Source organism: Ignavibacteria bacterium, from assembly GCA_017302895.1.
Taxonomy (GTDB): domain Bacteria; phylum Bacteroidota; class Ignavibacteria; order Ignavibacteriales; family Ignavibacteriaceae; genus UTCHB3.
On the sequence record JAFLBV010000002.1, the window covers coordinates 930,557 to 943,713 of the forward strand.

Annotated in this window: 12 protein-coding genes and 1 riboswitch; of the genes, 7 read left to right on the forward strand and 5 right to left on the reverse strand. The window is 42.5% G+C overall.

Annotation, left to right across the window (positions count from 1 at the left end; genetic code table 11):
- The first annotated feature begins 41 nt into the window (after positions 1 to 41).
- The 7 genes from J0L60_11565 to J0L60_11595 all read left to right on the forward strand — a co-directional run bounded on the left by J0L60_11565 (position 42) and on the right by J0L60_11595 (position 8,478).
- Complete coding sequence (locus J0L60_11565; protein MBN8546756.1) at positions 42 to 2,672, forward strand: RecQ family ATP-dependent DNA helicase; 2,631 nt, start codon at positions 42 to 44, stop codon at positions 2,670 to 2,672.
- 259 nt (positions 2,673 to 2,931) lie between these two features.
- Positions 2,932 to 3,007, forward strand: a riboswitch (SAM riboswitch).
- Between the two features lie 70 nt (positions 3,008 to 3,077).
- Positions 3,078 to 4,241 (forward strand): methionine adenosyltransferase, encoded by a 1,164-nt coding sequence (locus tag J0L60_11570; GenBank protein MBN8546757.1) that lies wholly within the window; start codon positions 3,078 to 3,080, stop codon positions 4,239 to 4,241.
- Positions 4,242 to 4,335: 94 nt separating this feature from the next.
- Positions 4,336 to 4,974: a hypothetical protein gene (locus J0L60_11575; protein ID MBN8546758.1), complete on the forward strand. Its 639-nt coding sequence runs from the start codon at positions 4,336 to 4,338 to the stop codon at positions 4,972 to 4,974.
- Positions 4,975 to 5,026: 52 nt separating this feature from the next.
- Positions 5,027 to 5,635 (forward strand): hypothetical protein, encoded by a 609-nt coding sequence (locus J0L60_11580; GenBank protein ID MBN8546759.1) that lies wholly within the window; start codon positions 5,027 to 5,029, stop codon positions 5,633 to 5,635.
- A 100-nt stretch (positions 5,636 to 5,735) separates the two neighbouring features.
- Entirely contained in the window at positions 5,736 to 5,993 is a 258-nt protein-coding gene (locus tag J0L60_11585) for a hypothetical protein (protein MBN8546760.1), read from the forward strand.
- 94 nt (positions 5,994 to 6,087) lie between these two features.
- Positions 6,088 to 7,806 (forward strand): AAA family ATPase, encoded by a 1,719-nt coding sequence (locus J0L60_11590; GenBank protein ID MBN8546761.1) that lies wholly within the window; start codon positions 6,088 to 6,090, stop codon positions 7,804 to 7,806.
- A 261-nt stretch (positions 7,807 to 8,067) separates the two neighbouring features.
- On the forward strand, positions 8,068 to 8,478 hold the full coding sequence (locus J0L60_11595; GenBank protein ID MBN8546762.1) for a HEAT repeat domain-containing protein: 411 nt from the start codon (positions 8,068 to 8,070) through the stop codon (positions 8,476 to 8,478).
- A gap of 61 nt (positions 8,479 to 8,539) precedes the next feature.
- On the opposite strand, the gene lptB is transcribed toward J0L60_11595, so the two are convergent.
- Genes lptB through kdsA form a run of 5 tightly spaced genes read right to left on the reverse strand, consistent with a single transcriptional unit; the run spans position 8,540 to position 13,155 of the window.
- Entirely contained in the window at positions 8,540 to 9,274 is a 735-nt protein-coding gene (gene lptB, locus J0L60_11600; protein ID MBN8546763.1) for an LPS export ABC transporter ATP-binding protein, read from the reverse strand.
- On the reverse strand, positions 9,255 to 10,742 hold the full coding sequence (gene lptC, locus J0L60_11605) for an LPS export ABC transporter periplasmic protein LptC (GenBank protein MBN8546764.1): 1,488 nt from the start codon (positions 10,740 to 10,742) through the stop codon (positions 9,255 to 9,257). Before lptC (J0L60_11605) ends, lptB begins: the two co-directional genes overlap by 20 nt.
- Positions 10,735 to 11,328, reverse strand: coding sequence for an LPS export ABC transporter periplasmic protein LptC (lptC, locus tag J0L60_11610; GenBank protein MBN8546765.1), 594 nt, complete (start codon positions 11,326 to 11,328; stop codon positions 10,735 to 10,737). Before lptC (J0L60_11610) ends, lptC (J0L60_11605) begins: the two co-directional genes overlap by 8 nt.
- Positions 11,325 to 12,344, reverse strand: coding sequence for a KpsF/GutQ family sugar-phosphate isomerase (locus J0L60_11615; GenBank protein MBN8546766.1), 1,020 nt, complete (start codon positions 12,342 to 12,344; stop codon positions 11,325 to 11,327). Before J0L60_11615 ends, lptC (J0L60_11610) begins: the two co-directional genes overlap by 4 nt.
- Before the next feature lie 4 nt (positions 12,345 to 12,348).
- Complete coding sequence (gene kdsA / locus J0L60_11620; GenBank protein ID MBN8546767.1) at positions 12,349 to 13,155, reverse strand: 3-deoxy-8-phosphooctulonate synthase; 807 nt, start codon at positions 13,153 to 13,155, stop codon at positions 12,349 to 12,351.
- Positions 13,156 to 13,157: the final 2 nt, after the last annotated feature.

Consider the following 13,157-nt stretch of genomic DNA (forward strand, 5'->3'; position numbering starts at 1 on the left):
TGATTTCCTCATGTCGCGTGAATTTTATACATTTGCATCCGATGACACCACAAGAAGCATTAAAAAAATATTTCGGCTACAACTCTTTCCGGCAGGGACAACTCGAGATAATCGAGGCGATCCTGAATAAAGAGAATGTCCTTACGATTCTTCCTACAGGGGGAGGAAAATCGATCTGCTATCAGATTCCGGCGGTTATTTCAAAAGGTTTCTCTATCGTTATCTCACCCCTTATCGCCCTCATGAAAGATCAGGTTGACAACCTGAGAAAAGCAGGGATCACAGCCGAATTTATCAACAGCTCCCTCGGAGGATATGAGATCGAGAGAATTCTCCGTGATCTGGAACAGGGACTGATAAAGCTGCTCTATGTAGCACCTGAAAGACTCGAAAACACCTCTTTCGCAGAAAAAATAAAGGAGTTAAAGCCTTCTTTTGTATTCGTGGATGAAGCACACTGCATCAGCGAGTGGGGACATAATTTCAGACCGGGCTACCTTAAAATTCGTGATTTTATCACCTGGACGGGAATAAAAAACATCTCGGCATTTACCGCCACCGCCACGGAAGAGGTACGCGAAGACATTACCAGACAACTGAACATGCGCGACCCCCTCATCTTTGTGAGAGGATTCGAGAGAGACAACATTTCTCTTTCCATTCAGGAGGTGAAGGACAAAAAAGCCAAAACAGCGGAATTATTGAGAACTTACGGAACCCCCGCAATAATATACACAGGCTCACGAAAAAAAGCGGAAGAACTTTCAGAACACCTCACTATGAGAAAGATAGAAAATCTTTTCTATCACGCGGGACTCCCGAACGAACAGAGGAAAAAGATACAGGACCACTTCCTTTCGGGACGGGTTAAAGTGATAGTTGCTACCAATGCCTTTGGAATGGGAATCGACAAGGAGGATGTGCGGCTGGTAATCCATTATAACATGCCCGGCACTATCGAGAGCTACTACCAGGAATTTGGAAGAGCGGGAAGGGACGGAAAGGATTCTTTTGCAGTAATGCTTTTCGAGAGAGCTGACTTGAAACTTCAGCAGTTTTTTATCGATTCTGCCTTCCCGCGAAAAGACCTTGTCGGAGAGATTTATGATGCCCTCCTCGATTCGGTTTCAGTGCAACAGGGGGAACTCCCCGAAAAGCTGTTAAAAATTGATTATGACCTGATCAACCTGATCCTCGGTAAAAATATCGCCAGAGGCACGATACTCGGTGCCCTCTCAATACTCGAGAAGGCAGGGTACCTCGCAGCCATTTCCGACTTCAGGCAGAAACACTTCTTTTCATACATCCTGAACAGCGAGCAGCTAAAAAAATATACCAAAAACCTCCCCGACAATATTAAAAAGGAGGCAATACTGTATCTGGTGAAGGAATATGGAGCCATCCCTTTCGAAAAAACCGTACTTCTCGACATGGATAAAATGTCTCAGGAATTGTCGGTGGGTGAAAATACACTTCGCGAAACCATGTTCGAACTTGATAACAGCGGGATACTCTCATTCTCCGCTCCCTCTTCTAAAGATACTTTCAAGCTGCTCATTCCCCGGATAAAAAGTGCCAAACTTGTTGTTGATTCCAGGTACATGGATCAGAACTACAACAACTCTTTCAACAAGCTGAAGCAAATGGAATCTCTCGTTTACCACACAGGCTGCAGATTTGCTTTTATACTGAAATATTTTGGGGATAAAAAGGAATATAAATGCGGGAAGTGCGACAACTGCATGAAGGAGAGCGAGACCCTCCCAGCGGATGCATACCAGTTTATAAATGAGTCGATACTTCGAACAGTGCATCTCTTTTCGGACGGCATCAGTCCTGTCCATATTTTTACAATTATTATGGGGAACTCGAAGTCGGAGGGTTACCAGAAACTGCCAGTTTTTGGCATCTGTTCAGGCTTCAAATACGGACACATCAAATCTGTGTTCAACCAGCTCCTTAATACGGGATATATCTTCGAGAACCGCTCAAAATCGAACAGGATTTTTCTTTCCAACAAGGGATATGCGGCTCTGGTGGAATTGCGGCTTGTAACCGATGAACAATCAGGCACCCCCTCCGATCCCAACACCGATCTCGAACTCTATTTCAAGTTGAAAGTTTTGAGGGAGAGAGCGGGTCTAAAATTCTCACAACCGCCTTATCTTATCTGTAATGATGAGGTTCTGCTGAAGTTCGCCCAAATGAAACCGAAGACTAAAGAAGAGTTTCTGGAAGTGGAGGGCTCAAACGAGCGGATGTTCAACAAAATCGGCGATGAAATTCTCTCGGTAATAAACAGTATCACGATAAAAAATGAACAGGGGCAAAAGAAAAAACTGAATATACCCGCTTCCCACTTCCCTGTTTGGGAGATGGCAAAGGAGGGAAAAACCCTCGCTGAAATGGCAAGTGCAAAGAATCAAAGTGAGACCGTAATATCGATGCAACTGGAAGAACTGATTGGCATGGATCCTTCGATAGACCCCGAAAAAATTCTCACTCCACCCAGGTTCAAAATAATGTATGCAAAATACAAGGAAGGCTTTGTAGAACTTAAGGCTCTTAAAACAAAGCTGGGTGAACGCTTCTCATACCCCGAAGTACGGATATTCCTCGCCCGGTTTAAGCATCGTGAACCAAATTATGGAAAAGGATCGCAGTTGTATTGAGATAAGGCTGAGGGCTGAAGGTCGACGGCTGAATAGCCAATCATGAAAAAAACAGAGTAAAATCAAAAAAAAATGAAAAATATTTTAAAAAGTACTTGCATATGTCAAATATAAGTTTTACATTAGAGTACAAGAATTAAAATTTCTGCATGTCGTTTTTATCAAGTTACTTGCTGCGACAAAAAACAAGAGCTAAAGGCTGACCCGCCTTGAGCGGGTTTTTTGGTTTTAAGAGGTCAGTTGATAACTGAACAAGGGTTTTGAAGACGGTCGTGATTTGTGCGTATTGCAAGCGACCTTAAATAATTTGCTAAAAAGTACCCCGAGTTACACCTCCCCGCTTTTTTCGCACATAACTAATTCCAAAAATGATTGAATCTTTCAAAAAAAACAAAAGGAATGATTATGTCCAACGAATTTTATTTTACATCCGAGTCTGTTTCCGAAGGTCACCCCGATAAAGTTGCCGATCAGATATCCGATGCCGTGCTCGATAACTGCCTTGCTCAGGACCCGAACTCAAGAGTTGCATGCGAAACACTCATCGGGAAAAACCTGGTTGTATTGACGGGTGAAATTACCTCAAGCCACAAACCCGATTATGAAAAAATTGTCAGAGATACACTAAGGAAAATCGGTTATAGGAAAGATTTCCCCGGAATCGACCCCGATGCCTGCACTGTCATCATAAATATCGTAAAACAGGTTGAAGAGATCAACCAGGGAGTTGACCAGGCTTCGGGTAACACGGGAGCCGGTGATCAGGGGATAATGTTTGGCTATGCCACAAATGAAACTGATGAATACCTGCCCGTAACTTTGGCCTTGTCGCACAGAATATTAAAAGAGCTTGCCCGTATCAGACACGCCGGTGAGGTGGATTGGCTCCGTCCCGATGCAAAGTCACAGGTGACTGTACGGTATGAAGACGGCAAACCGGTTGCGATAAACACAATAGTGGTCTCGACACAGCACTCTGAAAAGATTGCACAGGCAGAAATAAGGGAATTCCTGACAAAACGGGTGATTGAAAATGGTAAAATTATCCCGCAGGAGCTTTTGAAGGAGGGATACAAATTACATGTGAATCCGACGGGTGCTTTTACAACGGGTGGTCCCGTCGCGGATGCCGGACTGACAGGAAGAAAAATAATCGTTGATACTTATGGAGGTGCTGCTCCCCATGGCGGTGGTGCCTTTTCGGGGAAAGACTACACAAAAGTGGACCGCTCGGCGGCATACATCGCCCGTTATGCTGCCAAGAATGTGGTAGCTGCCGGTCTGGCTGACAAATGCACCATTCAGCTCTCTTATGCGATTGGAGTAACCGAACCAATTTCGATACTGATCGATACGCATGGTACGGGGAAACACGACGAAAATGAAATAAGTGAAGCCGTGAAAAAGGTGTTTGATTTCAGTCCAAAAGGAATTATAGAAATACTTCGACTGAAAAGACCGGTTTATGCGAAGACCGCTGCCTACGGGCATTTTGGAAGAAATGATGAAGATTTTACCTGGGAAAAAACAGATAAAGTTGATGAACTGAAAAGTCTGCTGAATAAATAAAAAAAAATAAAATATATTCGCCCCGGGAGTTCTGCTCCGTGGTTACTCCCGGGCTTAAATTAACTGATATTAAGATAAATTACAGAGGTTGCTGATGTATCCAATAAACCGCGTTTTAAAGTGCCGGGTTGAAGAACTTGGCTTGACTAAAAAAGAAATAGCCGAAAAGATGGGCTACAAAAATCTCTCAAAAGGGATTTCAAAAGTCCATGACCTTGTTTACCGTGACTACTACTCCCCATTTTTCCTGAAACGGTTTCTCGAAGTGGTGCCCGTGGATGAATTTGTCCTCGAGCTTGCTGTCGAAGCCACCGAGTCGATCTTCGCCCTGAGAAAAAAAATTGAAACCGAAAGAGACCGGACATATGACTATGAAGAGGCAGTGCTGATTGAGAGAACTGTTGACCCCTACATCCTGAGAAGAACGCAGAGGAAGGTCTCCCCTTGGGCTTTTCAGAACCCGATGAACAAATGGATGAAGCCGAAATTATGCCCTTCGTTCCTCGGAACGATTAAAGACCTGAGCAGATCCGAGGCACTTGCACTCGTTAAGGAGTTTATCAAAGAGGATTTTGCCGCCACAGGGGGTTCGGTAAGAGAAGCCGGGAAAATAATCTGCTACTACTTTGTCCGCGATTTCAGGACTGCCTGCCAGCTTGATACCGAAGGGAATGTAATCAGACCGAATGTAAGACTGGTCTCGGGCGAAATAGCAGAGTGGTCCCGCTATTAAGCATTTTTTTGGAAAAATAATATTTGAGCATTAAACAAAAGGAGAATTTGAAATGTACCCTATAAACAGAATAATTGCCGCAAGAATAACTGATAACGGTATCAGCAAAAGAGAACTGGCCAAAAAGATTTATCACAAAAAAGCTGAAAAAGGTCTGAAGATAATTAACGATTTTTTGTATAACGACCGTTACAATCCGGAACTTGTACAGCAGCTCTTACAGCATGTACCCGTGGAGAGTTACATTGTGGAGGCTTTCCTCGAAGCGGGAGAGCAGATTAAAAGGCTGCATGACAAGCTCGCTGAGGAGAGGGCAAAACAGAGCGAACAAAGAGCCATCAGAAAACAGATGAAAAACTTTGAGTCTAAGCTGATAAGAATCCCCGCCGAGTTTGAGGCAACAGAAAAAGCCAAAAAGTCGATGTTTCGAAAATACCCGCTCGAGATATATGTTTTTACCAAGGATGAGATCCAAAAACTCTCCTGGAAAGAGCAACTGGAGCTGGTAAAGGAATTGATACTTGAGGATTTCGCCCTGTATGGTAACAAAAAATTTACCCCCTACTACATTTCCGGATATGTATTCCACAAGGAATATTTTGAGAAATACGAGTTTAATGTAGAAGGCGAACTTACTTACTACGACAACAGGCTGGATTAACAAACTGTTCTCCGGGGCACCTGCTCCGTGTGTCCCGGGGAACGCTTCTCTCTTTTATACTAAACGATTTATAGCGGATCATAACACAGGAGGATTTGAAATGCATCGATTTGCAATGTTTTTGGTTTCGGCAGTCGTTTTTATCTATATAGGTGTGTGGTTTTTTCTTGCGATAGTGGCATTCATGATCGTAGTCTGGTTCATGCTGATACTGTGGAACCGTGTGCTCTCCGAGATCTTGCCCCTCCCCGAAATTGGTTGCTTTGGTGGAATAATTTTCACAATTTTTGTGATTGTGATATCGACAACGGTTTATGCTGTGTGGGTTTTAGCTACCCTTCCCCCTGTAGTTAAATAACAATATGCGGATAATTTGAGCAAGGCAGCAGACGACACAATACTATTAACAAATCACTATATTTGTGCATGCGAACTATAAAAAATCCGACAAAATGAAAAAGCAAATACCATCCAAATCTTCCAACTTTTATGATCTGATTGATAAAGATGCCTATTATATAGATAAAACAGTATTTATCGAAAAATTAGAGCAACTGAGCGATAAATACCTCTTCTTTCTCCGTCCGAGGAGATTCGGAAAGTCTTTGTTGATCTCCACTTTGGAACACTACTATGGTATTCAATACAACGATCAGTTCGATAAGCTGTTTGGAAATTATTATATCGGGCAAAAGGGAAATACCACACCTCTTAAAAATTCGTTTTACACCTTGAAATTTGAGTTCGCAGGCATTGATACATCCAACAATGAAAATATAATGCCTGCTTTCAAGAACAAGGTTATCGCGGGAATAAAAATGTTCGCAATGCAGTATGGATATTTTTCCGAAAATGAAATTGAGGACTTAAAGCATCAATTGACCCCGGCGGATATACTTTCCAATTTTTTTCCGAGTTTGCTATTAAAAGGTTTTTCGGGGAAGATCTTCCTCCTTATCGATGAATACGACCATTTTACTAATGAATTGTTCGCTTTTAATGAAGATCATTTTCTTGAAATTGTTGCCCGCAATGGCTGGGTAAGAAAGTTTTATGAAGTTATAAAACAGTACTCAGGAGAGGGACTCATCGACCGCTTTTTCGCAACGGGTGTTACTCCTGTAACCCTCGACAGCATGACCAGCGGGTTTAATATCGGACTAAATATCACCCTGGATTCAAGATTCAATAACCTTGCCGGATTTACAGAGTCTGAGTTAAAAGAACTTATAATCGGTACGATCTATGAAGAAGGGAAATTTGATCTGGATAAATTGCTTCTCGATATGCGTGCCTGGTTCAACGGGAGCCGGTTCAACCGCAGTGGAGGTGAAAGACTCTATAATCCTCAACTGGTTTTAAGTTTCCTTGCGGCATTTAGTGCCGGTTACACCTACCCCGCTGAAATAACCGACAACAATGTAACGAGCGACTGGAAAAAGATAAGCAACATTCTGGCTAAACTTCCAAAAAAAGACAGAGATTCGATCGTTGAAGAAGTTTACATTAATGAAGCCATCGAGGGTGGTCTCGCCACTCAATTCAACCTTGAGATGCCTTACAGAAGAGCAGATGCCATATCCGTTCTTTATTACAACGGACTCCTTACCATCGACAAAGAAGAGTACGGCATTATCAGGTTTGTAATCCCCAATTATGTCATTAAAACCATTTATTGGGAATATTTGCGGGCAAAATATGAGATTGAAGAAAACATTGCTTTTGATCTCTCGGAGAAAGCCCCGATCTTCAAACAGATGGCAGGTGAAGGGAAAATTGATCTCCTCGTACAGGAAGTATCAAAAATAATGGGACCTTTAAGGGACAACGACTTCCAAAACTTCCGGGAGAGCAACATAAAAATGATTGTTATCTCCATCCTTTCCCTGAACAAAATCTTCATCATCGACAGCGAAAGGGAGATATCCAACGGACGGCTTGATTTGTTACTCACAAAATATGAACACTACGATTCAAAATTCCAATTCCTCATCGAATTCAAATATGTAAAGATAAAAGAAGAAGCAAAATACGAACAGATAAAGAGTGAAGGAATCGCCCAGCTTCAAAAATATAAATCATCCGATGAGATAAAGCGCCTTGAAAACCTTAAATGCTATCTCGTGCTTTTCAGCAACAAAAGAAAAGGGGAAGCGTTTTTAATCCAATAATGCAGTAATGCAAAAATCCAATAACGATAATAGAAGATTTTTCGGGGTTTACCTTGAAAAAGGGGTTTTACTATTTTTCTTATAAGATAGATACAACCAACAGTAATCCAATTTCACCCGCTATCATCATTTTAGTTCGATGATACATATCCGCTGTACACCACACCTTTAAACATGCATATTTCGCCCAGTTAATAATTAAATTATTGTAATCGATATCCTGTTCTGAAGAGATCAAACAAACAAAACCGGGAGTTCATTATGCGAACCAGAATTTTATCCATCGTCCTTTTTGCTGTTCTTTTTACAGCTTTTATTGCACCTGAAATCAGTGCCAACAACACACCGAAAAAATCCGACTCCTACAAACAAGCCGAGCTCAACTATATACACGGTGTGGAATCTGATAATGCGGGACTGAGAGTCAGTGCCACATATTTCCTCGGCGAGATGCAGAGCGAAGCTGCCGTAATTCCGTTATTAAGAGTATTGAAAAATTGTACAGATGAAGAATGCAGGATTGCTGCAGCACTTGCGCTTGTAAAAATTGGAGATGCCAGAGGTGTTTATGCGGTAAAGAAAGCTGCTGAATTTGATGAAAGTAAACGCGTCAGAGACCTATGCTGGAAGTTTTACATGTCAACAGTAAAAACAGGTGCATCCAGATTCTAACTTTGGGACCTCAATCCTGAAGATAAGGCGTGTCCCATGCTTTCCGGGATGCGCCTTTTTTTTAATATCTGTCCAGTTTAAAGTTTTCACCCAGATACATTTTTCTTACCTCTTCGTCATCAGCAAGTTCGTTCGCACCACCGGAACGGAAAATAACTCCCGAAATTAATATATATGCCTTATCGACAATACTTAATGTTTCATGGACATTGTGATCTGTTATAAGGACACCGATTCCTCGGTTTTTCAGTCCGGCAACTATCTGCATGATGTCTTCAACAGCGATCGGATCGACCCCGGCAAAAGGTTCATCGAGCAGGATAAATCCCGGGTCGGTACAAAGTGCTCTTGCAATTTCTGTCCGTCGTCTTTCGCCGCCACTGAGCTGATAGCCAAGGCTTTTGCGAAGATGAGTCATTCGGAAATCTTCGAGGAGGGATTCAAGTTTTTCCTTCCGAGCCTGAGAGGTCATCGGAAGCATCTGAAGTATCCCCTTAATGTTATCTTCAACGGAGAGTTTCCTGAAGATGGATGCTTCCTGAGGCAGGTAACCGATGCCAAGGCGTGCCCTTTTATACATTGGATAGGATGAAATTTCAGTATCATCGAGAAAGACTCTTCCTTCATTCGGTTTAATCATCCCGACCATCATGTAAAAAGTTGTGGTCTTGCCCGCTCCGTTAGGACCCAGCAATCCAACGATCTCGCCTCTCGAAACAGATATTGAAACCTTGTTTACTACTGTGCGTTTTTTATAGATTTTTACTAAATTATCGCTACTTAGATTTTCCGGCATAAAAAGGGTGCTCTACTTCTCGTATTTTGTTTAAAAATTCTCCAAAATGCTCCTTCTTTAAAGGAGCCTTCCCGTAATCCATATATGTTGGAAGGAAATATTTCTTTTCGTTTCCTTTTACCAGATTTTCGGGATAATATTCGCTCACGGGATCACCGTATAACCGGACATCTTCAACCTTGTTACTGTCAAAAGTAATTATTGCACTGTTCGAACTTGAGCGAATCAGTCCGTTCGGTGCCCCTTCATCATAAACATAATAGAAACTTAAAACATTCTCATAGATGTTGGTTTGTTTAAGCCTCCCCTCATCAAAACTCATGACGACATCCTTGCCCGAAACCTGATCATATCTGAATTCACCATTCTTTGAGATAATCAGACTGTTTTTCTTTATGAGTACTTTTTCCGCTTTTTTATTTTTTATAAAAAGATTTACCGTATCACCCGAAAGTTGCGATTTCTCGAACCAAAGGACCGGCGGAATTTTATCCCCTCCCTTTTTGTAGGTATAAATCGCTTCGGGTGCTTCCGTATACTCGGTATATGAATTTTTCGAAGCAAAATCCCCTTTAATAATCACCACTGAATCATAAGCGATCATTTTGACGCTGTCTCTTGTTGTGAACGATTCCAGTTTAAGGGCGCGAAGAAGAAGTGTATCAACTGCAGTTCCTGCCGTATCAATTTGCATAACAAATGGAGAACCCTCGACTATTGTGTGCTTTTCAGCTCTGAAATCCTGTACATGCTCTCCAAGAATCAGCGTGTTTTCTTCAAAGTTTTTGATCTGGACATTGCTCCAGGCGTCTGTCGTTTTATTAATCTGATCGTAAACCAGACTGTCGGCGAGAACAATTGTAGTGCTGTCCATAACAGTTACATTTCTGAAGGCATGTGTAACCAGTGTAATTCTGTTATGAACAAGACTGTCGGCATCGAGAGAACTCGATTTGTCCCACAATCTTACACCCCCCGAGGCATAGGCTGTCTGTGTATTGCGGAAATAGATCAACTCTGAAGAGGTCATCGTACCCGTGCTGTCGTAGAGTCTTACATTTTTTACAAAACGGGCTTTCGTCTCGGTAAAAAGGTACTCCCCTGTTTCAGCTTTCAGAAAAACTTTTTTATCATCCAGCTCCACGGGTGTTGAGGCGTAAGCTCTGCGGGTATTTCCATAATAAAATCCCCTGTCCGTTTTGATCGTGAGGGTATCCTGTGTAATCACCACATTTCCGATCAGTTCTGCTTCGTTTCTGTCAACAAAATGTACCGCAGAATCACAGGTAATCCTCACATTCAAATGTGTAATCACCACATCGCCGCCGAAACCTCTGATCTTCTCCTCTTCGTTTTCCCTGCCCGTCATCCGTTCACCCGTTATTACGATCTTTGGTTTGTCCTGGGAAAATAGAAATATCCCCGGATAAATGATAAAAACCGTTAGAATTACAAAGAGTTTATTCATTTTTGAATTCACTCCCCTCGGTAATCAGGGTTACTTTGTAGATCGTATAATTTCTCAATGACTGGTCAGATTCAAAACCGTAACCTTCAATATCTTCTGTTTTTGTCTTTATTTTCACGAATTCATCGGTCCAGATCTTCCTGTCGGAGTTTCTCCACATCAGTTTTTCCGATTTCAATACCATTCCACTGTCGTTTTCCACTACCACATTTCCATAAATAAAAATATCTTTAGTGACATCGTCAACCCTTCCGCTTTCACCCGTAAGTACAGCTTCCACTTTTCCCTGTTCATTGTAAAAATCGACCCTTACCTTGTTTTCCAGAAGCGTTTCATTCCTCAAATAATAAACCTTAATTACACCGGAAGTGAGGGTTGCGACAACCTTTCCCGAATCAGTAAAGCTGATGGTGGAATTTATGCTTTGCTGATCGGGTAACACCTCGGTCTTTATCCCTTTTTGCAGCGGATTCAATTTTTCGGTATTGTCACAACCGGAAAGCAGAATCAACACGAACAGTAAGGGGAAAATAAAAAGTGTCCGATACATGATACCCGACGGAAAATGTCTGATATCCTCGTTCATCTCATTCTCAAACCCAGATTAACCAGGTCGTGCAGGTGAACAATTCCGACCGGTTTGTCCTCTTTATCGGTAACGGGAAGGCAGGTAATTTTGTGGCTTTCCATTTTCTGAAGTGCGAGTGAAGCAAGTTGACCCGGTTTTACACTTTTCGGATTCTCGGTCATCATCTCTCTGGCAACAAGTCCTGACAAATCGGTGGTCCTCTCCAGGAGTCTTCTTAAATCTCCATCGGTTATTACTCCAAGCAACTTACCGCCATCATCTACAACACAGGTGACACCGAGTCTTTTTGAGGTTATTTCGAGAATTGAATCCTTGAATGAAGTTTTTTCGTGCACCACAGGTATGGCATCACCGGTGTACATAATCTCGGATATTTTAAGTGAGAGCCGCTTACCGAGGCTTCCACCGGGATGAAGCATTGCAAAATCCTGCTGGGTGAATCCTCTGAGTTTAAGTAGTGCAACCGACAAGGCATCGCCCATTACGAGTGATGCAGTCGTGGAGGCTGTGGGTGCGAGATCGTATGGACAGGCTTCTTCCAAAACCTCTACATCCAATATCACATCCATTTGTCTTGCCATCCTTGACTTCACATCACCGAGCATTCCAATCAGAGGCACTTTCAGTCTTTTTAACATCGGAATCAACATTTGCAGTTCTTCAGTTGCACCCGACTTCGAGAGCAAGATCACCACATCCTCTTTTCTTACCATACCAAGATCACCATGAAGTGCATCCGTCGGGTGAAGATAGATTGCAGGGGTTCCGGTGGAATTCATGGTTGCCACTATCTTTCGTGCTATTAATCCTGATTTCCCGACTCCCGTGAGGACGACTCTACCGTCACTCCTCATAATAAGATCGACAGCTTTGGCAAAACCCGCATCTATCTTTTCATAAAGATTTTTTACAGCTTCAGATTCTATCCGGATAACTTCCTTGCCTATTGTGATTATCCGGTCGAGACTGTATCGTTTTTTTTGAGTCTTCGTGACTGATTTCTCTTCGTGCATAGCTTTACCTGACTGCCTCTTCAATTTTTTTTATGCCTGTCAGAAACTCCTCGAGCTTTTCGAGAGGAAACTGACTTGCAGCATCACTCTTCGCATTTTTTGGATCAGGGTGCACTTCGAGGAAGAGAGCATCAATTCCAACAGCTACTGCAGCCCGGGCAAGTGGTTTTATATATTCAGGCTGACCACCGCTTTCAGTCCCTTTTGAAGGAAGCTGAACTGAATGTGTAGCGTCCATAACAACCGGGTAACCTGTTTTCCTCATTATAACCAGTGACCGCATATCCACTACAAGATTGTGATAACCAAAAGTGGTACCCCGCTCTGTCAGTAAAATACTCCTGTTCCCCGTCGAAGCCACCTTTGCTGCAGCATGTTCCATATCCTCGGGAGCAAGAAACTGTCCTTTTTTTATATTAACCGCTTTCCCTGTCCGACCCGCCGCAAGCAGCAAATCAGTCTGTCTGCAAAGAAAAGCCGGAATCTGCAGCATGTCAACGGAGTCTGCTGCCATAAGAGCATCCTCAGGGGAATGGATATCAGTAACGACAGGCAGCCCGAGAGTATTCCTGACACTTGACAATATCTTCAAAGCTTTTTCGTCACCCGGTCCAGTAAAAGAGGAAACACTCGTCCGATTAGCTTTTTTGAAACTTGACTTAAAAATGAACGGTATTCCGAGCCGTGAAGTAATTTCCTTTATCTTTGTTGCTGTAGCAAAGATGATATCGGAATTTTCCACAACGCACGGACCCGCAATGAGTACAAGAGGGTTTCCCCCTCCAATTCTAATATTGTTGATCTCAACCATGT